The organism is Akkermansia sp. AE01SA01, assembly GCF_036417395.1.
GTDB lineage: Bacteria > Verrucomicrobiota > Verrucomicrobiia > Verrucomicrobiales > Akkermansiaceae > Akkermansia.
The window spans coordinates 1,022,579-1,044,260 of record NZ_CP143890.1; the positions used below are offsets into that span (position 1 = coordinate 1,022,579).

At 59.9% G+C, this 21,682-nt stretch carries 18 protein-coding genes; 3 read left to right on the forward strand and 15 right to left on the reverse strand.

Annotation, left to right across the window (positions count from 1 at the left end):
* Window positions 1-66: 66 nt before the first annotated feature.
* The gene (locus V3C19_RS04205) at window positions 67-1,842 is read right to left on the reverse strand and encodes a SurA N-terminal domain-containing protein (RefSeq protein WP_295934170.1); all 1,776 of its coding nucleotides are present in this window, start codon (window positions 1,840-1,842) and stop codon (window positions 67-69) included.
* A gap of 329 nt (window positions 1,843-2,171) precedes the next feature.
* On the opposite strand from V3C19_RS04205, the gene sufT reads away from it, so the two are divergent.
* Window positions 2,172-2,717, forward strand: a complete 546-nt coding sequence (sufT, locus tag V3C19_RS04210) for a putative Fe-S cluster assembly protein SufT (RefSeq protein WP_130083400.1) — start codon at window positions 2,172-2,174, stop codon at window positions 2,715-2,717.
* Between the two features lie 4 nt (window positions 2,718-2,721).
* Complete coding sequence (locus V3C19_RS04215; protein WP_130083401.1) at window positions 2,722-3,195, forward strand: hypothetical protein; 474 nt, start codon at window positions 2,722-2,724, stop codon at window positions 3,193-3,195.
* 129 nt (window positions 3,196-3,324) lie between these two features.
* Here the strand turns inward: V3C19_RS04215 and V3C19_RS04220 are convergent, their stop codons facing one another.
* From V3C19_RS04220 to V3C19_RS04285, 14 genes are all read right to left on the reverse strand, one after another.
* A complete protein-coding gene (locus V3C19_RS04220; protein WP_153812542.1) occupies window positions 3,325-3,477 on the reverse strand; it encodes a hypothetical protein in 153 nt (50 codons plus the stop codon).
* Between the two features lie 2 nt (window positions 3,478-3,479).
* Window positions 3,480-4,367 carry a DUF3472 domain-containing protein gene (locus tag V3C19_RS04225; protein ID WP_130083402.1) on the reverse strand — a complete coding sequence of 296 codons (888 nt, stop codon included), beginning with the start codon at window positions 4,365-4,367 and terminating at the stop codon, window positions 3,480-3,482.
* 348 nt (window positions 4,368-4,715) lie between these two features.
* Window positions 4,716-6,098 (reverse strand): NADH-quinone oxidoreductase subunit N, encoded by a 1,383-nt coding sequence (locus V3C19_RS04230; RefSeq protein WP_295934165.1) that lies wholly within the window; start codon window positions 6,096-6,098, stop codon window positions 4,716-4,718.
* A gap of 46 nt (window positions 6,099-6,144) precedes the next feature.
* Complete coding sequence (locus V3C19_RS04235; RefSeq protein ID WP_295934162.1) at window positions 6,145-7,569, reverse strand: NADH-quinone oxidoreductase subunit M; 1,425 nt, start codon at window positions 7,567-7,569, stop codon at window positions 6,145-6,147.
* Between the two features lie 21 nt (window positions 7,570-7,590).
* Window positions 7,591-9,423 (reverse strand): NADH-quinone oxidoreductase subunit L, encoded by a 1,833-nt coding sequence (gene nuoL, locus V3C19_RS04240; RefSeq protein WP_295934159.1) that lies wholly within the window; start codon window positions 9,421-9,423, stop codon window positions 7,591-7,593.
* 24 nt (window positions 9,424-9,447) lie between these two features.
* On the reverse strand, window positions 9,448-9,765 hold the full coding sequence (gene nuoK, locus V3C19_RS04245) for an NADH-quinone oxidoreductase subunit NuoK (RefSeq protein WP_067571636.1): 318 nt from the start codon (window positions 9,763-9,765) through the stop codon (window positions 9,448-9,450).
* A gap of 26 nt (window positions 9,766-9,791) precedes the next feature.
* Window positions 9,792-10,718: an NADH-quinone oxidoreductase subunit J gene (locus V3C19_RS04250; RefSeq protein ID WP_130083406.1), complete on the reverse strand. Its 927-nt coding sequence runs from the start codon at window positions 10,716-10,718 to the stop codon at window positions 9,792-9,794.
* Window positions 10,719-10,754: 36 nt separating this feature from the next.
* The gene (locus V3C19_RS04255) at window positions 10,755-11,318 is read right to left on the reverse strand and encodes an NADH-quinone oxidoreductase subunit I (protein ID WP_130083407.1); all 564 of its coding nucleotides are present in this window, start codon (window positions 11,316-11,318) and stop codon (window positions 10,755-10,757) included.
* A 30-nt stretch (window positions 11,319-11,348) separates the two neighbouring features.
* Complete coding sequence (locus V3C19_RS04260; RefSeq protein WP_130083408.1) at window positions 11,349-12,617, reverse strand: complex I subunit 1 family protein; 1,269 nt, start codon at window positions 12,615-12,617, stop codon at window positions 11,349-11,351.
* A gap of 35 nt (window positions 12,618-12,652) precedes the next feature.
* Window positions 12,653-14,389, reverse strand: coding sequence for a molybdopterin-dependent oxidoreductase (locus tag V3C19_RS04265; protein WP_295934156.1), 1,737 nt, complete (start codon window positions 14,387-14,389; stop codon window positions 12,653-12,655).
* 48 nt (window positions 14,390-14,437) lie between these two features.
* On the reverse strand, window positions 14,438-15,838 hold the full coding sequence (gene nuoF, locus V3C19_RS04270) for an NADH-quinone oxidoreductase subunit NuoF (RefSeq protein WP_130083409.1): 1,401 nt from the start codon (window positions 15,836-15,838) through the stop codon (window positions 14,438-14,440).
* Between the two features lie 30 nt (window positions 15,839-15,868).
* The gene (locus V3C19_RS04275; protein ID WP_130083410.1) at window positions 15,869-16,450 is read right to left on the reverse strand and encodes an NAD(P)H-dependent oxidoreductase subunit E; all 582 of its coding nucleotides are present in this window, start codon (window positions 16,448-16,450) and stop codon (window positions 15,869-15,871) included.
* A 48-nt stretch (window positions 16,451-16,498) separates the two neighbouring features.
* The gene (gene nuoD / locus V3C19_RS04280) at window positions 16,499-17,743 is read right to left on the reverse strand and encodes an NADH dehydrogenase (quinone) subunit D (protein ID WP_130083411.1); all 1,245 of its coding nucleotides are present in this window, start codon (window positions 17,741-17,743) and stop codon (window positions 16,499-16,501) included.
* A 663-nt stretch (window positions 17,744-18,406) separates the two neighbouring features.
* On the reverse strand, window positions 18,407-19,828 hold the full coding sequence (locus V3C19_RS04285; protein WP_161981341.1) for a polysaccharide deacetylase family protein: 1,422 nt from the start codon (window positions 19,826-19,828) through the stop codon (window positions 18,407-18,409).
* 226 nt (window positions 19,829-20,054) lie between these two features.
* Here V3C19_RS04285 and V3C19_RS04290 point away from each other — a divergent pair, with 226 nt between their 5' ends.
* On the forward strand, window positions 20,055-21,668 hold the full coding sequence (locus V3C19_RS04290; RefSeq protein ID WP_161981659.1) for a putative Na+/H+ antiporter: 1,614 nt from the start codon (window positions 20,055-20,057) through the stop codon (window positions 21,666-21,668).
* Window positions 21,669-21,682 lie beyond the last annotated feature (14 nt).

Here is a 21,682-nt window from a genome sequence, read left to right on the forward strand (position 1 = left end):
GGGATGCCATGCGCCGCGCGCAGGCCGAGGCTGAATGCGAAACGGCGGCAGTCATGACCGGGAAGGTTAGCGCTGCTGATTGGCAATGGGGGCTATTTCCACCTTGTACTTGGCAATGCAGGCTTTCAGCCAGTCCATCATCAGCATGGCCCTGGCTTGGGTTGAAAGGACGGGAGCATATTGCTGCGTGGCCTTAATCTGGAATTCAGGCGTATCTTCCAGTTCTCGCTTGACCAGCTGGACCAGGAGGATTCCGTCTCCAGTATCGATGGGCTGGGCCATTTTCCCGGGATTGACGAGGGCGCTGGCTCCGAAAACTTCCAGAGGAACGGGGAGTTCCTTGGGGGGAGCCAGGCGGGAGCTCATGGCCTTGTCCATGATGGCCTGGAATTCTTCCGGGCTCTTCGCGTTCTGGCTGTAGATGTTGTTGAGGAGGATATTCGGATTGATGAATGGGCCGTAAATGGCGGTTTTCGCCCCTGCCTTGGAGGCAATGGCATTGAATTGTTCAATGGCGTCCGGGGCCTTGTCCAGTTCCGCCCTGAGTTCGGAGGCCGCCTTGTTCAGGGATTCCTCGGTAATGGTGTCCAGCAGGTCCGCCCGCGCGCTGTTGCGCGCCAGTTCGTAAGGCAGGGCTTTCACGGGGGTAATGCCTTCCAGCTTCACCAGAACCACCTGTCCGTCTTCCAGAACCTGCATGGTGCTGATCTGTTCGGCTCCGGCCTTGGAGCGCGCTTCTTCAATGGCCTTGGCATCTGCATCCGCATGCAGGGGCGCTGCGCCGGTCAGGGAAAAGACCACATCCAGAAGAGTGGCGCTTCGTCCATCGGAAGCGGACTGGTTGATGGGACGGTTGATTTCTTCCGGAGCGTTCTTGCGGGTAACGGCCGCATAGGTTTTTTTCTCCATCTTGCACACGTTGGGAGTCTTGGCCAGGGCTTCTCCGATGACTTGGTCCATGTTTCTTCCGTTGGTGGCGTTCAGGGGTTCCCATATGTCGTTTTCCACCAGGTTCATGGTTTCCATGGTGGCGTTGGAAATGTCGCCGGGCTTGGGAGCCTTGGCGTCTCCTTCCGGCGTGAAGGTGTATACGGTGAAGAAGCGGGCTTCCTCATTCTTGTAATTCTCCTTGTGCTTGTCCCAGAATGTCTTGATTTCCTCTTCACCGGGATCCGTCTTGGGGCGGAAGGCGTTCTTTTCCAGGAAGGCGGTGTTTACCGTGATCTGCTGGTTTTCGGATTCCGCCACGGCCTGGGCAAAATTGGATTCCACGGCAATGCCGCCGGCCACGACGTCCTGAATGCGCACCAGGCTCATGGTGTCCCCCATCAGGCCGCGCAGGATTTCTTCCTGGAGCTTCTTGCCCTGATTGCCGCGCATGGAAATGAAATCGTCATACTTCTTGGGGTCGAACACGCCCTTGTCATTCAGAAATTCCGGGATGTTGCAGATGGCCTCGTCAATCTCCGCATTGCTGGGGGTGAGGCCCAGGCGTTCCGCCTCCCGGCGGATGATGCCGCGGTAGGCCAGAAAGGCGGCATTGGGATCACTGGTCTTCAGCAGGTAGCAGATATTCCGCAAATCCTGTTCCGTGGCAAAGTTGTTCTGAACCAGGGGGCCGAAGCTGGAGGAAAAGGAATAGGCCATGCTGAGGCCCGTGTGGCCCATATTGACGTAATCCTTCTCTCCGTAGGACTTCCCGTCCACGGTTACGAAAGTCTGCTTGAACATGCCGGACAGGGAACCGCCGCTTACGTCCCCACCGATGAACATGAGGCCCACGAACACCAGGGCCATGGCCGCCATGATGACGATTGTATGTTTGCGTAAAAAATCTAACATGGAATATGATGTTGAATATGCGTGTGTCACCGGTCCCGGACTGACGGCAGTCTGGACAGCCCGGACCTTTTACACCTTTTCATACGTGTAGGCAAGTACGAAGCTTTCCGCTTCCGGCGGCTTTTCCAAAACATTGCGGCATGCGCTTTCCTGTCATGAAGAATGTTCCCGGCGTGGGCAGAACAGTATTTGACCTAGACGGTAGTGCAAATACGCCGTATGCTCTCCGTGCACAGGCGCTGCCGGGCGGCCCAGAGCCGTCCTGCCGCTGTTTTCCGCGGAGCGCGGAGCGTGTCCGCAGCCGGACGGCCTTTTAAACGCAAGGATTTATGTTGAACCAGGTAGTAGAACTCAAAAGAGAAGTGACGGCGGTGCAAATCCCCAGCGGGGATGTGCTTACCCTGCCGGAGGGGGAGCGCGTGTACATCACCCAGATTCTGGGAGGCACCTATACCGTGGCTACAGACTACGGCCTGGCCCGCATTTCCAGGGAAGACGCGGACGCGCTGGGCGCCGAGCCCGTGGAAAATTCCCCGGAAACGACCGGTCTGGACGAGAACGCCACGCTTGAGGAACGCGTCTGGGACACGCTCAAATGCATTTACGACCCGGAAATCCCCGTGGACATTGTGGACCTGGGCCTGATTTACGATGTAACCGTGACGGAACTGGAAAACGGCCTGCATCACGTGGCCGTGAAAATGACCCTCACTGCCCCCGGCTGCGGCATGGGCCCCCATCTGGTGATGGAGGCCAAGGACCGCATTGAAGCCCTGGAAGGCGTGGAAGCCGCGGATGTGGACATGGTCTGGGATCCCCCCTGGAACCAGGAAATGGTGAGCGAGGAAGGGAAAATGAAACTCGGACTGATTTGACCCCATGCCGGTGACTCTGAAATTATCCGACGAAGAGGCGCGGCATCTGGCGGAAATGCTTTCTACCGCCGCCGCCGTAGCCGCCGCCAACCAGCAGGATGGTGCGGAGGGAAGCCTGGTGGCGTGGGGAAAGCTCATCTCCCGCCTGATGGAGAACTTGTCGGAAACACCCAGGCTGAAAGGCTGCATTGCTTACGCGGAGGATCTGGGTGCCTATGCCTTCACTCGGGAATATGAGGAAAACGCCTTTTACCAGGACTGCCTGGACGAATACCGGGACAACATTTTCTGGGCAGACCTGGTGACGCGCATGGCGGACAAGGCCATCAGCGAACACCTGGGGCCGGAATACTTTGAAAACATGTCCGAGGAAGAGCGCCGCCATACCGCGGAAGCCCTGGAAAAATCCCTGTGGCAGGAATGCGCCAGATACGGCATTGATCGCCTGGGCTTCATCCTGCCTCCTTCAGACGGGTAAAGCTGCCTTTTTTCCCGTTAGAAGAAGAGGGCGTCTCACATATGTGAAAAGCCCTCTTTTGCGAATCTCCGCGCATGGAGCGCCGAGCATTTGGAAATGATCTGTTTCTTGATTCCCGTATTGGCTGGTTTACTGGTCCGGGTCTTCCGGCAGGGGAGGGGTGGGACTGAGCAGATGTTCCGTCTCCCGGGGAGTGGAGAGCACTTTATAATAAGCCCATACAGCGGCGATCAGAACGCCGCTGATGGAAAAAATCATGGTAAGCCAGCCGGTAAGGGACATAATTATTTTGTGTGCTCCTGCACGAGCCGGGTGACGTCTTCACCGGGCGGTGCAAGTTTTATATCCTGCGGCAGGGGACGGCTTTCAAACAGTTTGAAATCCGTCATCACCGTTTCTCCGCCCGTCTGGAGAAGGACGGAACCGTTCGGCTGGATTTCCGCCATGACGTTGGTGGAGGGGGTGGGGTCGCCCGTAAAGGTAACGCCGGTGCTGGGGAACCATTTGCCGTCCTTGTACGCAAAGCCGGGACCGAAGAACGCGCCGCGCGCTTTCTTGGCGGATTCAAAATTGCGCATGAAATCCTCCACAAACCCTACGGAGTAGGAAAGTTCCTTCTTGGAGGAATGGGTTTTCCACTTGGAAATGAGGTCCCAGGAGTTGGTCTTGTTGTTGAAATAAAAGCCGCTGATTTCCTTGAACGCCCCCATTTTTTTGATGCAGACGAGAAAGCGCATGTTTTCCCCCACTTCCCAGGGATAATCTACAAAGCTCTGGCCGCCCGTCCCCTCGCCGCCGAAGCGTCCGGCCCTGGCGTTTTCTCCCAGCTTCAGCAGCTTGGTGCGTTCTTTTTCCGGGACGCTGTTGGGGTTGTCTCCGTGGGGAACCGGGTCCCAGATGGAAAAAATAATCACTTTCCTGCCGTTGGACTGTTCCTGGAAGCCAATGTAGCCGTCGTCAAAGTTCATGGCGCAGAAATAAGTGCCGGGAACGGAGGTACGGGCCTTCACCTCGTTGTACAGGGCGGCCGCCTGGGCCGGATGGCCGTCCTGCCTGATATGCACGGAGCGGCACTGCCGCTTCGCCAGGACTTCAGGAGACTGGGCGTGGACGAATGATACTGCGGCAAGCAGGGAGGCGCAGACGACGGCTGTTGCGGAAAAAAGACGCATGGGAATGATTGGTGTTGACGGTTTGCTCCGGGCACGTCCTTTCGGGCGCTACGCGGTGCATGGTTAGTACGGACTAATTACGTTTTCGTTTTATTCAATCTCTCACGTCTTTCCGTTTTTTCAGGGTTTTTCCGGCATGGTGCGCCGTCTGAAGATGGAGAAGACGCGGGTTTTTCCGGCAATGAAAATTTTATGACTGGAAAGCCGTCAAATATTTCATTCGTTTCCGCTCCATTCCTTCCAGCCATTTCAAAAGGTTGCGGCGTTCCCGGCGGAGGAAGAAAGGGAAGGCCGCCCCGCAGGATGCGGAAGCGGCCTTCACAGGATGATGAACGGAAGGAAGTTTTTTTAACGGATCGGGTTGATGAACAGGGGCATCAGGCCGCCGATCACGATGAAGACGGAGAAGGCCGCCAGCATCACGCCGGAGATGACGGGCACCTGCACGGCTTCCATGCCTTCTTCCGGCTTGTCCCAGTACATGGAGCGGATAACCTTGAAGTAATAGTAGAAACCTGCGGCGGCGCAGATGATCATGATGGGCAGCATCCAGTTCAGGTACAGGCCCGTGTTGATGACGTGGACGAAGGAGATCATTTTGGCAAAGAAGCCGGCCGTCAGCGGAACGCCTGCCAGGGAGGCGAACATGATCGTGATGGCGAGGGCCAGGCGGGGATTGGTTTTGCCCAGGCCGCGGAAGGCGGAGATTTCCTCGCTGCCGCGCTGGGTGCGGATCATGGCGAGGGCGAAGAAGGCCCCGAAGGTCATGACCAGATACACCGCCAGGTAGAAGGGCGCGTTGGGCGCCAGCTGCCCCTTCAACGTGCCGATGAAGAGGGGCAGGATGAAGCCGGCCTGCGCGATGGAGGAATACCCCATCAGGCGTTTCAGGTTGGTCTGGGGAATGGCTCCCAGGTTACCCACCAGCAGCGTGGCCGCGGCCATCAGGGCGATGACGAACTGGACGGCGGGAATGCCGGCGAAGGGCGCCAGGATGATGCTCAGCAGGGCGAAGCCCGCCACCTTGGACGCTACGGAGAGGAAGGCCGTCACCGGGGTGGGTGCGCCCTGGTACACGTCCGGAATCCACAGCTGCATGGGAACGGCGCCGATCTTGAAGGCAGTGCCGAGCAGGAGCAGGGCCAGGGCGAAGAACATGCCCGGTGCCGTCTGTCCGGAAAGGGCGGCCATGACGATGGCGTGGTTGTATTCAAAGGTGCCAGTCATGCCGAAGTACCATGCCAGGCCGAAGACGAGGAAGCCCGTGCTGACGGCTCCCAGAATCAGGTACTTGATGCCCGCTTCCGTGGAGCCGAGGTTCCGGCGGAAATAGCCCACCATGATGAAGGAGCTCAGCGTGAGCACTTCCAGGGAAACGAAGAGTTCCACCAGGTTGGCGGCCTTGCACAGGGAGGTGATCCCCACGCAGGCGAGCAGGGGCAGGATATAGAATTCCCCGGTGCCGTCCTGCGTCTTGGAGTCGTTGGAAGACAGGTTGATGACAGCGCGGAAGTCCACGGAAAGAAGCAGGGTTATCGCCGTGGCGACCAGGGCCAGGATGATGTAGGTATTGGCGTAGAGGCTTTCCATGTAGAAGGGAAGCATCGCCAGGGCGCCCGCCGCCCCGATCAGGCCGAAGACGAATTTGGGAGCCTTCTTGAAGAAGGTTTCAGCCAGGAGCAGGATCATCGCCAGGCCGGCCAGGATGAATTCCGGAATGTACGCTTGCATGGGTAAAAGAAGATCAGGTTAAGCTTGGATTGTATTCAGGGGATGATCAGGAGAAGAATTGGAGAACCAGGTCCGGCAGGAAGCCGAAGACGACCAGGGTGATGACCAGGAAGTAATTGGCCGCGCGTTCGGCGGGCAGCAGTTCCGTCGCGTAGGCGGCGGCCTTGGACAGGTCGCCCTGGAAGATGTTGCGGTAGGCCCTCAGCATGTACACGGCGCCGATGACCAGGCCCCACAGGCAGAGGATCGTGGCGAACTGCACGGGGCCGAAGCCGTTCTCGAACCCGGCGAAACCGGAGAAGAAGACCATGAACTCGCCCGGAAAGTTCGCCAGGCCGGGGAGGCCGATGGAGGCCATGCCTGCCAGGCCGAAGACGAAGGCCATGCGCGGCAGCCTGGTTCCCAGGCCGCCCAGGGAATTGATTTCCAGCGTGCCGGTCTGCTTTTCAATCTGGCCGCAGAGCATGAAGAGCAGGGCGATGGAAAGGCCGTGGGCCAGCATCAGCAGGGCCGCTCCTTTCACGGCCCAGGGGTTGGCTTCCGCGGAACCTGATACGATCAGGGCGGCGAAGGCCAGGAAGATGTAGCCCATGTGCATCACGGAGGAGTTGCCCAGCAGCAGGTCCAGCCGCTTCTGGTTCACCGTCACGTAGCCCACCCAGATCACGTTGCACACCAGCAGGACGAGCAGGATATTCGTCCAGGGCAGGAAGCCCGCTTCCATCAGGGGCTGGAACATGAACAGGCCGTACAGGCCGAATTTTTTCAGAACGCCCGCGTGCATCATCGCCACCGGGGCGGGGGCGGAGGCATAGGCGGGTGCCGCCCAGGAATGGAACGGGAACAGGGAGATCAGGGTGCCGAATCCGGCGATCAGCAGGGCGCCGATCAGTTCCGCATTTTCCAGGGGCTGTCCGTTCTGGATGAAGTCCTGGAGGCCGGAGAAGGTGAACCCGGCCTGCGTTCCGATCATCAGCAGGGCCGCGAGCAGCACCATGGAGGCCAGCCCCAGGTACAGGGTGGCGCGCCAGGCGGTGGTGCGCTTGTCCCCCCTGCCGTACAGGCCGATCATCACGAAGGTGGGGATCAGCGCCAGTTCATGGAAGGCGAAGAAGGAAATAATGTTGTTGGACAGGAAAGCGCCGGTGGCGCCCGCGGAGATCAGCAGGGCGGAGTTGTACCAGGAAGCTTCCCCTCCCTTGGGAGGATTGGTGCCCAGAACCGTGGCGAAGGTGACCAGGATGGTCAGCAGCAGCATCACCTTGGCCATGGCGGGGGCCAGGGTCAGTTGAAGATCCAGCCCCTGGAAGCGGGACCAGCAGGAAGCGCAGTCGTCAAAGCTAACCAGGGCCCAGATGCCCAGGGCCAGCGTCAGCGTTGCGCTGAGCAGGGCCGTCGGGCGCGCGGGCGCCTTGCACAGACCGATGAGGGCTGAGGCAATCAGAGGAATGAGAACAAGCCAGATAAGCATGGTGTGTGATTGGTTGGGAGGTTAGCAGGAATAGAAGACGGTGAAGTAAATGACCAGAAGCAGGCCGACTCCGAACAGAACCGTGTAGGCGGCCATGTTGCCGGACTGCAGGCGGCGGAGCAGGGAGCCGACGGCGGCGGTCAGCCGGGCCAGGCCGCCCACGATGAGGCCGGAAATGATGAACTGGTCGATGAAGTCGATGATGGAGGCCAGAATGCCCTGCACGCCTTTAACGAGCACCTTGTCGTAGAACCAGTCGATGTAGAGCCGGTTGGCGAGGGCGCGGGAGACGGCGTTGTCGGAGAGCTTGTCGGAAGCCGGAGAGCCCGCATAAAAGACGGCAGCCAGCAGAATGCCCAGGACGAGGGCGCCCATGGATACGTAGAAGGGCATTTCCATGTGGAAGTCCGCTACTGCAAAACCGTTGAAGGGAACCAGCCTGTCCGCGATGAAGCCGTAGCCGGAGATGACAGCGAGCACGGCCAGGATCAGCAGGGGAATGAGCATGACGCCGCCCACTTCCCGCGCATGTTCCGCGCTGTGGCTGCGTTCCCTGCCGAAGAAGACCACGAAGATGACTCTCATCATGTAGAAGGTGGTCAGCAGGGCCACGCCGCCGCCGATCCAGAAGAACACCGGGTTTTTGTGCAAGGCGGCTTCCAGGATGGCTTCCTTGGAGAAGAAGCCGGACGTGAACGGAATGGCGATCAGGGCCATGGTGCCGATGATGAAGGTCAGGGAGGTCAGCTTCATGCGCTTCATGATGCCGCCCATCTTCCAGATGTCCTGCTCATGGTGGCAGGCGAAGATGATGGCGCCCGCGCCGAGGAAGAGCAGCGCCTTGAACCAGGCGTGGGTGAACAGGTGGAACATGGCCGCTTCCCCGGCCAGCAGGCCCAGGGCCATGACCATGTACCCGAGCTGGGACAGGGTGGAATAGGCCAGCACGCGCTTGATGTCGTTTTGCTGGGTTGCCATGAAGGCGGCGATGATGGCCGTGATAGCGCCGATGATGGCGATCACGTCGCAGGAGAGGGAGGGGAACGCTTCCACGCCGATGGAGAGCTGGACGCGCACCATCATGTACACCCCGGCGGCGACCATTGTGGCGGCATGGATCAGGGCGGAAACGGGGGTGGGGCCTTCCATGGCGTCCGGCAGCCACACGTGCAGCGGGAACTGGGCGGACTTGCCCACCGCGCCGCAGAACAGGCACAGCACCGTGATGTTCAGCAGGGTTTCACTGATGCCGGCGGGCATTTCCATCAGGCTGAAATTGAGCGTATTGGTCAGCGCCCAGAGGGTCAGGATGCCGATCAGGAAGCCGAAGTCCCCCACGCGGTTGCAGATGAAGGCCTTCTTGGCGGCGTCCGCGGCGGCGGACCTGGTGTACCAGTGGCCGATGAGCAGGTAGGAGGAAAGGCCCACCAGCTCCCAGAAGATGAAGGTCATGGCGATGTTGCTGGCCAGGACGATGCCCGTCATGGAGAACATGAACAGACTCAGGCAGGCGAAGTAGCGGGTCTTGGCCTTGTCGTCCGCCATGTATCCGAGGGAGAAGATATGCACCAGCAGGCCGATGCCCGTGACCACCAGCATCATGCGCGTGGAGAGGGGGTCCAGCACAAAGCCGAGGTCAATGGAGAAGACGCTGGAAATGGAAAGCCAGGTGAAGGCATCCGTTCCGGTCTTGTCCAGCAGGGCCAGGGAAAGAACGAAGGTGACCAGGCAGGAGAAGGTGGAGGTGAGGGCCGCCACGTTCGCGCGCTTTGTCAGGAAAAACCAGTTGAAAGCCGCCACGACCAGGGGCAGAAAGAGCAGGAGCCAGGTATATTGGATGTCGATGTCTAACATGTTCGTGTGAGGTTCGGGTTGCTCTTAGTCTTTCAGCGTATGAAGGTCCTGGGTGCTGGCCGTGCGCCGCGCGCGGTACAGGGAAACGATCAGGGCCAGGCCGATGGCCACTTCCGCCGCGGCGATGGTCAGGACGAAGATGGACAGGGACTGGCCGTCATAGTTGGGCAGTCCCATGGAGCCCTGGGCCCGGGAGAAGGCCACCAGGGAAAGGTTGGCCGCGCTGAGCATCATTTCCAGGCACATGAAAATGACGATGATGTCGCGCCGGACGATCACCCCCACCAGGCCGATGGCAAACAGAATGCCGGAGAGGATCAGATAATGCGTAAGAGGTATCATGATGATTGGCTGTGTTGAGATGTTCGTTATTTGCCGGAGGGGCGGCGGCTCAGGACCACGACCCCGATGGAGGCCACCAGCAGGGCCAGCCCTGCGATGACCAGCGTGCGGTTGTACTTGTCAAACAGGGTGCGGCCCAGCAGGGCGGTATCCGGGAATTCCCCGTTGTTGATCTCCGCCCGGATGGTGGTGCCTTCCGGATAAAGATGCGCGGAACATTTGGGGGAAAGCGGAGGAAGGGTGATCCGGGGGGCCTGGATAGATGAACTCAACAATAAACAGTCAATGGAGTTTCCGGAAAAGGCATAGTTCCTTTGCTTCTGTCCGCAGATGGCGATTTTGTCGAGAGGAAGGCCGTTGACGCCGTGCTTGCCGGATGCGGCTGCTCCCGGAGCCTGGGCGGATTCCACGTTTCCTTGTTGCTGGCCGTTGTTGATCAGGCGGTCGATTTCAGCATTTGTAAAAGCGGAAGTCGAGGCGCGCAATCCGCAGGCCACGCCAGCGTTGCATTCCGTAGCTTCGTTAGCCTCGTTTTGTCCGATCTTCAAGTCGTTCCAGGCCTGTTCCGCGCTGGCCATCGGACAGCGGCCGCAATCCTTCGCGCCGGGCAGGGAGTAGATGATGCCGATGAGCTGGCCGAGGAACAGCCCTGCGATGATGACGCCCACGGCGACGGAAACGGGCCGCCGGAAGGGGGAGGTTTCCAGCTTTACGTTCAGCAGCATGATGATGAACGCGAAGAGAACCATGATAGCCCCGGCGTACACGAGGATTTGCAGAATGCCCAGGAAGTGGGCGCCCAGACCGATCATGACGGCGGCCGTCGCCCCGAAGGAGAGGGCCATCATCATGGCGGAGGAAACGGGGTTGCGCATGAAGACGACCATTAGGGACAGGATCACGGCCAGGGCCCCGAAGACGTAGAAGAGTATGTCACTGGCAAAAATGTTCATAACGTGCAGAATGTGGAGTGAAGAGTTCGGGGTGTGTTATTTGTATTGGTTCCACTTGTTGACCAGCCCCTTGCGGGTGCCGCCCAGTTCGTAAAGCCTGGCCTTGTTGTGGATGGACTGCGTCCGGTCCGTAGGGGTGAGCAGGTAGTCCTGGCTCATGAAGATGGCTTGTTCCGGGCAGGCTTCCTCGCACATGCCGCAGTAGATGCAGCGGAGCATGTCGATCTCGAATTCCTTGGGGGCTTTTTCCACCTTGTCCCAGTCGCCTTCCTTGACGGCGCCGGGCGTGATGGTGATGGCGCGGGCGGGGCAGATGAATTCGCAGAGCTGGCAGGAGACGCAGCGTTCGCGTCCGTCCTCGCCCTTCACCAGCACGGGATAGCCGCGGTAATAGGGAGGCAGGTGCTTGTCCCAGCGGAATTCCGGGTACTGCATGGTGACGCCGATTCCGGAGCCGGCCAGTTCCTTTTTGTTGCGGGACTTGCCCGCCAGAGCCAGGGCCAGGTGCTTGATGGTGATCCACAGACCGCCCAGGATGGATTGCAAGTAGAACCGCTCTCCGAGGGAAATCTTCGGGCGCTTGATCGTTTTGAAGGCCATAATATTTGTGTATCGGGATAAAGGGTTGGTTTACTTGACGAAGTACAGGATGGCGGCCGTGATGAAGATGTTGATGACGGCCAGTTCAAAGAAGACCATCCAGCCGAGCTTCATCACCTGGTCATAGCGGAAGCGGGGCAGCGTCCAGCGCACCCAGACGAAGAAGAAGGCGAAGAAGAGGAGCTTGAGCACGTAGGCAATCAGCTGGCAGAGCACCGCCACCCAGTTGGCGACGTGTTCGTTCAGCCAGCCGTCCAGGCCGAAGCCGATGGACCAGCCGCCCAGGAAGAGCGTGATGACCAGGGAGGAGCCCACCACCATGGCGGCGTATTCGCCCATGAAGAACTGCGCGAACTTCATGGAAGAGTATTCCGTGTGATAGCCGCCCACGAGGTCCGTCTCGCATTCGGACATGTCGAAGGGGGTGCGGTTGGCTTCCGCGAAGATGGAAGTCAGGAAGATGAGGAAGCTGATGGCCACGGGCACCAGCAGAATCCAGCGCTGCCAGCTCAGGCCCTCTCCCCACACGGGAAGCAGCAGCCAGCCGTTGGCCGCCTGGTATTCCACGATGTTGGACAGGTCCAGCGTGCTGTAAATCATCAGAACGGGGATGATGGACAGTCCCATGCTGATTTCATAGGAGATCATCTGCGCGGAGGAGCGCACGCCGCCCAGGAACGGGAACTTGGAGTTGGAGGACCAGCCCGCCAGCACCAGGCCGTACACGGAAAGGGAGGAGATGGCGAACACCCACAGCGGCCCCACGCTCAGGTTGGCCACGGCCATGTTCACATTGCCGTAGGAGGTGTGCAGGTCTCCGGCAAAGGGGATGACGGCGGCCGTCATCAGCGGCGGGGCAAGCACCAGCATCGGGGCGATCCAGAAATAGACGCGGCGCACGAAGGGCGGCGTGAAGTCCTGCTTCAGGAACAGCTTGCCGCCGTCCACCATGGGCTGGACGAGGCCGAAGATGGGAATGTCCCGGTCCAGGCGGAAGAAGCGGCACAGGTTGGCGATCTTGCCGTCGTGGGGCAGGCCGAAGTAGTCCAGCGTCTTCTTGAACGGCAGGTCGGACTTCATGCCGAAGCGGCGGAAGATGCTCAGCGGGATGCCGGCGCGGTTGGGGCCCACGCGGTCCTGGATCCAGGCGGCCACCCGGCGTTCGATGTACACGCAGATCGGAATGAACAGGATGGTGATGGCAAAGCAGATGACGATCTTGATCAGCAGGGTGATGACGTAGAACCAGATGGGGTTGCTGAGCACCTCGTCGCAGAAGGTTAGAATCGAATCAATCATGGCGGATTAACGGGTTGTATGCGTGTGAAGTGTTGTTAGCGGGGCTGGTTCCTTTCGCGTTCCACCATGGGAATGGTGACGCCCGTTTCCAGAATGGGCAGGCCGCCGTCTCCGATGGAACCCCAGGTAAGGCCGTTCAGCGCCTCGTATTCGGTGCTCATGACCGTCAGGATATCCAGGGCTGAGGAGAAGTCCTTCAGGGCGGGATTGCCGCCCAGGGCCACAGTGATGTCCCTCAGGATCTGCCAGTCGTCGCGGGAATAGCCCACGGGCCGGATGGCGCGGTTAAGGCGCTGGATGCGGCCCGCCACGTTGATCATGGTTCCGAATTTTTCGGCATAGGTGACGCCGGGGAGCACCAGGTCCGCATGGCGGCCCGTTTCATTGGCGCTGTGGGCGATCATGAAGAGGTAGTCCAGCTTCTTGAGGTCTTCCGGCGTGAATCCGGCTTCCGGAGCGGTGAGGTCTTCCCCCAGGGCGAGGACGGCCTTGACGGAGCCGTTGCGCACTCCTTCCCGGATGGCGTCCAGTCTGGAACCGGGGTCGATGCCCAGCACCAGCTTCGCGCCGTTCGTGTTTGGGTTGCGGTCTGCGGAAATCAGCATTCCGTCGCTTTCCCCCGTGCGGAGTACGATGTCCACCTTGTCCGTGCCGATCTGGGCGGCCAGGTGGCGCACCATGTAAAGTTCTTCATTGGTCATCCGTCCGGAGGCGATGATCGCGATTTTGTCCGGGGAAATGCGCTTGAAGGCTTCCGCGGCGGAAGCCAGGGCCGGTTCCCAGGTGGCCGGGCGGTGGGGAGCTCCGGCGTCCGTGCGGATCACGGGCTGCGGGATGCGCTGGGGAGAATTGATGTATTTGTAATTCAGGCGGTGGGAGTCCGGCATCCAGCAGGAGTTCACGGCGTCGTTCGGGCGCGGGGTGATGCGGTACACCCGGTCTTCCCTGGTCCACAGGGTGATGTTGGTGCCGGTGCCGCAGTCCACGTCAATGGTCTTGGTCTCCTTCAGGAACCACACGCGCATCTTGAAGCGGAAGTCCTTGGAGGTCAGGGCGCCCACCGGGCAAAGGTCTACGGTGTTCAGGGAATAGTTGCTGTCCAGTTCCCGGCCGGGATAGACCGTGATGGCGTTGTACGTGCCGCGCTGGGACATCGTGAGCACTTCGTCGTGCATGATGTCGCGCATGAAGCGCACGCAGCGGCCGCAGAGCACGCAGCGTTCCTGGTCCAGATTGACGCGCGGGCCGATGCTGAGGTTCTTGCCCTTCTTGGTTTTCTTTTCCTCGTAGCGGCCTTCAATCTGGCCGTAGTCGTTGGAGTATTCCTGAAGCTTGCATTCCCCGGCCTGGTCGCAGATGGGGCAGTCCAGCGGGTGGCTGGTGAGCAGGAATTCCAGCACGCCGCGGCGCGCCTCGGCCGCCAGCGGGCTGTCCGTGCGTACGCCCATGTTTTCCGCCACCGTGTTCGCGCAGGAGATGATGGGGCGGGGCATCCACTGGATGGGCTGGAAACCGTGTTCGTCGTAGGAGGGAGTCTGCCCCGGAGCCAGCCTGGGAGGCATGCCCTGTTCCACCAGGCACATGCGGCAGGAGCCGACGACGGCCAGCTTGGGATGGTAGCAGAAGCAGGGAATCGGCACGCCCACGGAGCGGCAGGCGTCTGCAATCCTGGTGCCGCGCGGGAAACGGTACCACGTGCCGTTGATCTGGACGTTCACCTTGCCTTCCGCGGCAGCGGCGTCTTTGGGGAGTTTGTAAGCTTCTTCGCTCATGATGACGTGATGGGAGGGAATGGAATTGAAACTGGGGACGTGGTGAGGTTACCGGATGAAATAGCGGCGCTGCTCCCTGCCTTCCGCAGAATGGGGCAGGCAGGCGTTGAAAGGATCCGTCAGGGCCACGAATTCCTCCTTGAACTTGGAGACCATGGCCTGGGTGGGCCAGGAGGCGGCTTCCCCAAAGGCGCAGACCGTCTTGCCTTCAATCTGGTTGGCTACCTGGATGAGGAGGTCCACGTCCGAGGGGGCGCCCTTGCCTTCCAGAATGCGCGTGCTGAGCTTCATCATCCACGGGCATCCTTCGCGGCACGGGGTGCACTGGCCGCAGGATTCGTGGGCGTAAAAGCGGTTGATGTTGTTCAGCGCCCAGGGCATGGAGCGGGAGTCGTCCATGACGATGACCGCGCCGGAACCGGACATGGAGCCGTACTGGGCGATGCTGTCCAGGTCCAGCGGAATGTCGAAGAAGGAGATTTTGCCCGTGGTGCCGTCCGGATTCCGGGTCTTGTACTCCACGTCCGTGCGCATGACCTTGGAGGAGGAGCCGCCGGGAATGACCGCCTTGAATTCGCGGCCTTCACGGGGACCGCCGCAGACGTCGTACAGCAGTTCGCCGAAGGTCATGGAACCGGAAACGATTTCATAATAGCCGGGGCGCTGCACGTCGCCGGAGACACCGATGATGCGCGTGCCGGGGGAGCGTTTGGCGCCTTCCTGTCCGTAGGCTTCGCCGCCCATGGCGATGACGTGCTTCACCTGGCACAGGGATTCCACGTTGTTCACGATGGTGGGGCAGCCGTACAGGCCGATGGCGGCCGGGAAATAGGGGGGCTTGATGCGGGGATAGGGGCGCACGCCTTCCAGGGAATTGAGCAGGGCCGTTTCCTCACCGCAGATGTAGGCGCCCGCGCCGCGGTGCAGGTGGATTTCCAGATCGTAGCCGGACCCCAGGATGTTCTTGCCCAGAAAGCCGCGTTCGCGCGCCTCCTGCAGGGCCTTGAGCATGGTTTCCGCGGCGATGGGGAATTCCTCGCGCATGTAGATGTACGCCAGGTGGGCGCCCACCGCGTAGCTGGAAATAACCATCCCCTCAATGAGCTGGTGGGGGTCCTGGTGGACGATGTAGCGGTCCTTGAAGGTGCCGGGTTCGGATTCGTCGCAGTTGCAGACCAGATAGACGGGCTTCGTGTTGTTCGGAGGAATGAAGGTCCACTTCACGCCGGTGGGGAAGCCCGCGCCGCCGCGGCCGCGCAGGCCGGATTTCTTCACCTCGTCAATGACGGCCTTCGGCTCCATGCCGAGCGCCTTTTTCAACTCTTCATAGCCGCTGTCGGCCAGGTAGCAGTCAATGGACGTGTTCCACCCTTCGCGGTTGATGTTTTTAAGGATGCGGCGCGTTTCCCTGGGATGGGGCTCTTTACCGGGAAGATAGGTAATGCTCATGGCGGGTGATCTGGTGCGTGGTGGGGAAAATTAGGCGTTCTGGTATTTGAGGATCACTTCCTCCAGCAGTTCCGGCGTGACTTTTTCATACAGGATGTCGTTGACCATCATGTTGGGGCCGAATCCGCAGTTGGCGAGGCATTCCACGCCTTCCACACTCCACAGGCCCGAGGGGCTGACGCCGATGGGGTGGTGGTGGTCGATGCTGCTCTTGTCGATTCCCAGGCGCGTGCAGATGGTGTTGAAGAGGCTGTCCGCCCCCGCCATGGCACAGGAAAGCGTGCGGCAGACGCGGATGTGGTTCTTGCCGGGGCAGGTCTGGCGCAGGCCGGGATAGAAAGTGACCACGCCCAGCACGTGGGCAGGGGTGAGTCCCAGTTTTTCCGCCGTCCAGGTGATGGCGTCCGCGCTGATGTAGCCGAATTTCTTTTGAATCTCATGCAGAATGGGGAGAACGGCGGATTGCTGTTTGCCCTCCGGATAATGCGTGATGTATTCGCTTGCGGCGGCATCAAGTTCCGGCGTGGCTTCAAAGGCCGGGTAGAATTGTTCGCCGGGGCTGGGATGATGGGCGATGAGCGCGTCAATGGCGTTTTCAGCGTAATCGGACATGGGAATGGAAATATGTGTTAAGGTTGGCGGAAAAGGTGCGGGTTCGTGTTAGCGGTCGCATTCGCCCATCACGAAGTCAAAGGAGCCGAGAATGGCCGGAACGTCGGAAACCAGGTGCCCCGGCAGAAGCTCCGGCAGGATGGAAAGGTTGCAGAAGGAGGGGGAGCGCATGCGCAGGCGGTTGGGAAGACCACCGCCCTTGGAATCCAGGAAGAAGCCCAGCTCTCCCTTCGGGTTTTCCGCGGCAAAGTAAACCTGGCCCGCGGGGGCGTTCACGCCCATGGTGGTGGTCATGAACTGGCGGATCAGGGATTCCATGTCCGTCAGCGCTTTTTCCTTGGGCGGAAGCGTGCCTTTCTTGTCCACCACGTTGATGGGTCCCTCCGGCATGGTGGCGACCACCTGGCGGATGATGCGCAGGGACTGGCGCATTTCCTCAATGCGGATGGTGAAACGGTCGTAGCAGTCTCCGTGTTCGCCGATCGGGATATCGAATTCGTACTGTTCGTAGCCCAGGTAGGGATTGGTCTTGCGCAGGTCGCGCTTGACGCCGCTGGCGCGCAGGTTGGCTCCGGTAAGGCCCCAGGAAAGGGCCTTTTCACGGGGAATGATGCCCACGCCCTGGAGGCGGTCGATGAAAATTTTGTTCTTGAGCAGCAGGGCTTCCGTTTCGTCAACGGTCTTTTCCGCCTGGTCGCAGAAGGCGAGCACTTCCTTCAGCATTTCCTGCGGCACGTCGCGCGTCTGACCGCCGATGCGGGTGTAGGAGGACGTGAAGCGCGCGCCCGTAAGCTGTTCGTAAAAGTTGTGGATTTTTTCACGTTCCTCATAGCAGTACAGGAACACGGTCATGGCGCCTACGTCCATGGCGTACACGCCCACTCCCAGAATGTGGGAGGAAAAACGGGAAAGCTCCAGGGCGAGCACGCGCAGGGCCTGGCCGCGGGGCGGAAGTTCCCAGCCCATCAGCTTTTCCACGGCGCAGGCGTAGGCGATGTTGTTGGACAGCGGGGCCAGGTAGTCAAAACGGTCGGTGTAGGGGACGAACTGGTTGTACTGGATCGTCTCCCCGATCTTCTCCATGCCGCGGTGCAGGTGGCCCACTACGGGATCGCAGCTGATGATTTCTTCGCCGTCAAGTTCCAGAACCAGGCGGAGCACGCCGTGGGTGGCGGGGTGGGAGGGGCCCACGTTCAGGGTCATCGTTTCTCCGAGCGGTTCGGATGTATTGGTGAGATAATCGGCGTTGGCGGCTGTATCTGCAACGGTGAAGGTTTTGGTGCTCGTGTTCATGGAATGTCCTGCCTGGCTGAACCTGATAATGGTGCCGGATGATTATGCCACTTCGCACCCTTCGGGCAAGCCAAATGTAAGATTTCTTGGTCTTTTCGTCATGTCTTTTTACCTAATATAGAATTAGTTTAAACTAACATGAGAGGGAGGCAACGGAATGCGCCGGGGAGCGAAAGAGTAATGGCGCGACAGGGAGGGGGGATTGGAAATCCGGAATGTCCTTGCGGCATGGAGCGGTTCCTTTCCGGCGGGAAAGGGAGCAAGCATTCGATGAATCGGCAAAGCCATCCCGTTTTTTACAAGAGTTTTTTACAAGACCGTTGCGAGGTCGCCGTTTTCCGGAAGGGAAGGGGTATTTCTTCCTTTGCAAGAGTTTGAGCGGCAAAGGGAGAAAGGTGAATTTGCTCTTTGCCTGTCCTTGCCAGTTTTGGGACCGGAAAAAGAGATGTCTTCCGTTTCCGGAAAGCCGGGATTTTTCCGGCAGGGCAGACCAAAAGCCGTGCGGGGGGGAGGCCTTGCCGGCGGTCGGGAACGGCTTTTCTTTTCCAGACTCTATCCGTTGGCGTAAATCCGGAACGTTAATCGGCAAAGGAGGCGGCCTTCAACCTTTTCTCCGGCGGGGTTGCGTTGCCTTTCCGGCGGACACGCCGTGCGCGGAGTCTGTCATTTGACGAGGTTTCCGGGAATGAAGTGCATTTCCTGCTCCGCAATCCCGAATTGCCAGGTGGCCGTCTGCCAGATGTTGCCGCCGGGAACCTTCCACCGTACCTGGACGGTGACCGGGCTGACGCGCAGGGGACGGGAGGGTGTCCATTTCAGGACTTTTTCCCTGGCGTCATATTTGGCATTTACCAAGCCGAAGCCGGAGACGCGCATCTCCATGTCCTTGGGATTGAGCTGCGGTTCCCGTGCAAGGGAAATGGAAATGTCCGGATTCTGGCTGCGGACCACGGTGTTGGCCGCCGGGAAGACGGGCTGGGAGGGCGCCGGATAGGACCCCAGCCCCTGTTCATGGCCTGCGGGGGCGGGGGAGGGCGTCTCCGGCGCGCTGGGAGTATTGAAATTCACGGCTCTGGTGAACGTCTTGGGATCCTTGCCGAACACCATGTAACGGTGAATTCTCCAGCGGTCCGTGTCCTTGGTCACTTTTCTGGGAATGACGGTAAACGCCGCCCGGAAGCCGGCTTCCTCCGCCTTGGTGATCATCTCCGGCAGAACGAAACCGCCCGGGTAGCAATAGGCTTCCACGTCGGAACCGGGGAATCTCTCCTGGAGAATTTTCCTGGATTCCCCTATTTCCCTGGCGGCCAGGTCCAAGACGGCCTGCGTGCCCTTTCTCTGGGCTGCGCGCCAGGACCTGGGGTACAGGTGGCTGACGGAATGGCTGCCCAGAGTGGCTCCGTTGTTCAGCATTTCCTGAATCTGTTCCCGGCTCATGGCGGACCCGCGGCCTGTGATGAACTTGGTGTAGGGGAAAACGGTGAAGGGGATTTTCATTTCCCGGAGAATCGGGTAGGCGTCCGTGTAAACGCTCTTCCATCCATCGTCAATGGTGATCAGGACGCACTTGGCGGGCAGTTGCTTGTCGCCCAGTTTCCAGTCCAGGAAATCCTTCATGGTAATGATGGGCACGCCTGCGGTTTTCAGCGCCTGCATCTGGGCTCGGAACGTGTCCGTATTCATGCGCATCTCCGTGGCGGGCAGCGTGCGGCTGAAATCATGGTAGCCCAGGATGGCCACCCGTGTTTCATGCTGAGGGACGGGAACGGGAGAAAAGGCGGAGGGCGGAATGGAAGGGGAGCCCTGGGGCGGGAGCTGGAGGTGCGTCTCCCCGGGAATGGGTTCCGCATTCGGGATGGATTCGTCCGGCGCGGACGGAGTCGCCGTTTCTCCGGGGATGGGCTCGGCCATGGGAATATCTTCATCCCTGCGGTTGGCTTCGATCAGTTCCCGGACGGGCACGATGCCTGCTGCGGGGTCCCCCTTGATGGTGCCGCCCGTCACTGGTCCGGGTGCGAGCGGCAGGGGTGTCATGGGAGGCAGTTCGGGCGGAAGCTCCGCACAGGCGACACCGGCTGAGATCATGAGAACGGAAAGAAAACCAAGGGCGGAGCGCATATCTGCAACTACTATTTTTGAGAGTCCTGTTCAATCTTAAACTCCGGCAGGCATGACAGCCGTTCCTTTTCGTTTCACTGCCCGTTCTCTCTCTGCGGATTTTTCCGTTTTCCGGGCATGCTCTCCTTAAAAAGCGTGCAGACTCATTTTCCGCTCGCTCAAAAAAGTGGACATGTTTAGTCTGTGCGCAGACATGAGCAGCATTTGTCATTTTACCAAAGCTCTGACACTCCGTTTTGGTCGGCTTGCCGCAGTGGCGGCAGCCGTCTTTTTCATGGCCGCCGGAGCGGGAGAGGCTGCCGTGCGTGCGGCGGAGCCCGCCTATCCCGCCACGGAAATTGGAGGAGAATCCCAATACAGCCATTTCCCGATTCCGCTCAGCCAGTACAAGCAGATGCCCCCGGACGCCAGCCTGTCCCAGGTATTGAGCGAACGCAACGAACAGTCCGGCGGCTTCAACCTGGCCGTGACGCTGGTATTCCTGGGCGCCATCATACATACGTTCCTGGCGGGGCGCTTTGAACGCTACTCCCACAAGCTGGCCCTGCGCTACAAGGAAAAGCTGAAGGAATCCAACTTCCGCGTGATGCATCCGGAAGAACGGCTGCCGGTCTCCTTTGCCTCCGCCATCTTTCATTTCCTGGGGGAAGTGGAAGCCGTGTTCGGCATCTGGATTATCCCCTTCATGTTCGTGTGCTGGAAATACTATTCCTTTGAAGACTTTTCAGCTTATCTGAATTACGACTGTTCGTTCACGGAGCCCATGTTCGTGATGATCATCATGATCATCGCTTCCTCCCGCCCCATCTTCAAGCTGGCGGAATCCGTAGTCAACTGTGGCGCCAGACTGGGGAAGGCCACTCCCGGGGCCTGGTGGATTTCCGTCATGTGCCTGGCCCCCCTGCTGGGTTCCCTGATCACGGAGCCGGCCGCCATGACGATCGGCGCGCTGATCCTGAGCAAAAAATTCTATGACCTCAAGCCGAAGCGCTCCCTGATGTATGCCACGCTGGGCCTGCTGTTCGTGAACATCTCCATCGGCGGAACCCTGACTCACTTTGCCGCCCCTCCCGTCGTGATGGTTGCGGAAAAATGGGACTGGGGCCTGGCGCACATGATCCAGCATTTCGGCTGGAAAGCCGTGTGTGCCATCATCATATCCAACCTGATCTATTTCCTGATGTTCCGCAAGGAATTCGCCCGTCTGGCCACCCAGCAGCGCGAATTCAGCGAGTTTGACGACGCCATCCCCCAGTCCTGGGAAGACCGCAATGACCGGATTCCCGTGTGGGTGACGCTGGCGCATGTCTGCTTCCTGACCTGGACGGTGCTCTTCTCCCATGAACCGGTGATGTTCATCGGCAGTTTCCTTTTCTTCATCGGCTTTACGGTTGCCACGCCGCAGTACCAGAACCAGATGTCCCTGCGCGTTCCGATGATGGTGGGCTTCTTCCTGGCCGGCCTGGTGATCCTGGGCGGGGTGCAGGCCTGGTGGCTGGAACCGGTGCTGACGCGCCTGGGGGACTACGCCATGATCGGCGCCACCCTGCTGACGGCGTTCAACGACAATGCCGCCGTCACCTTCCTGGCTTCCACCGTTCCCAACCTGCCGGAGGCCGTCAAATATTCCGTGGTGGCCGGCGCCGTGACGGGCGGCGGCCTGACGGTGATTGCCAACGCCCCCAATCCGGCGGGGCAGGCCATTCTGGGCAAATACTTCAAGGGAATCAATCCCCTGTGGCTGTTCACGTGGGCGGCCCTTCCCACGGCGATCGTGTTCATCTTCTTCACCTGTTTCGGCCATTGAACGCCGAATCCTGA

Coding starts and splice junctions, on each gene's coding strand:
- V3C19_RS04215 (WP_130083401.1), top strand. CDS start 2,722: ATGCCGGTGACTCTGAAATTATCCGACGAAGAGGCGCGGCATCTGGCG.
- V3C19_RS04275 (WP_130083410.1), bottom strand. CDS start 16,450: ATGTCCGATTACGCTGAAAACGCCATTGACGCGCTCATCGCCCATCAT.
- V3C19_RS04260 (WP_130083408.1), bottom strand. CDS start 12,617: ATGATTGATTCGATTCTAACCTTCTGCGACGAGGTGCTCAGCAACCCC.
- V3C19_RS04255 (WP_130083407.1), bottom strand. CDS start 11,318: ATGGCCTTCAAAACGATCAAGCGCCCGAAGATTTCCCTCGGAGAGCGG.
- V3C19_RS04290 (WP_161981659.1), top strand. CDS start 20,055: ATGAGCAGCATTTGTCATTTTACCAAAGCTCTGACACTCCGTTTTGGT.
- V3C19_RS04205 (WP_295934170.1), bottom strand. CDS start 1,842: ATGTTAGATTTTTTACGCAAACATACAATCGTCATCATGGCGGCCATG.
- nuoF (WP_130083409.1), bottom strand. CDS start 15,838: ATGAGCATTACCTATCTTCCCGGTAAAGAGCCCCATCCCAGGGAAACG.
- V3C19_RS04235 (WP_295934162.1), bottom strand. CDS start 7,569: ATGCTTATCTGGCTTGTTCTCATTCCTCTGATTGCCTCAGCCCTCATC.
- V3C19_RS04230 (WP_295934165.1), bottom strand. CDS start 6,098: ATGCAAGCGTACATTCCGGAATTCATCCTGGCCGGCCTGGCGATGATC.
- V3C19_RS04225 (WP_130083402.1), bottom strand. CDS start 4,367: ATGCGTCTTTTTTCCGCAACAGCCGTCGTCTGCGCCTCCCTGCTTGCC.
- nuoL (WP_295934159.1), bottom strand. CDS start 9,423: ATGTTAGACATCGACATCCAATATACCTGGCTCCTGCTCTTTCTGCCC.
- V3C19_RS04220 (WP_153812542.1), bottom strand. CDS start 3,477: ATGTCCCTTACCGGCTGGCTTACCATGATTTTTTCCATCAGCGGCGTT.
- sufT (WP_130083400.1), top strand. CDS start 2,172: ATGTTGAACCAGGTAGTAGAACTCAAAAGAGAAGTGACGGCGGTGCAA.
- nuoD (WP_130083411.1), bottom strand. CDS start 17,743: ATGAACACGAGCACCAAAACCTTCACCGTTGCAGATACAGCCGCCAAC.
- V3C19_RS04285 (WP_161981341.1), bottom strand. CDS start 19,828: ATGATCTCAGCCGGTGTCGCCTGTGCGGAGCTTCCGCCCGAACTGCCT.
- V3C19_RS04250 (WP_130083406.1), bottom strand. CDS start 10,718: ATGAACATTTTTGCCAGTGACATACTCTTCTACGTCTTCGGGGCCCTG.
- nuoK (WP_067571636.1), bottom strand. CDS start 9,765: ATGATACCTCTTACGCATTATCTGATCCTCTCCGGCATTCTGTTTGCC.
- V3C19_RS04265 (WP_295934156.1), bottom strand. CDS start 14,389: ATGAGCGAAGAAGCTTACAAACTCCCCAAAGACGCCGCTGCCGCGGAA.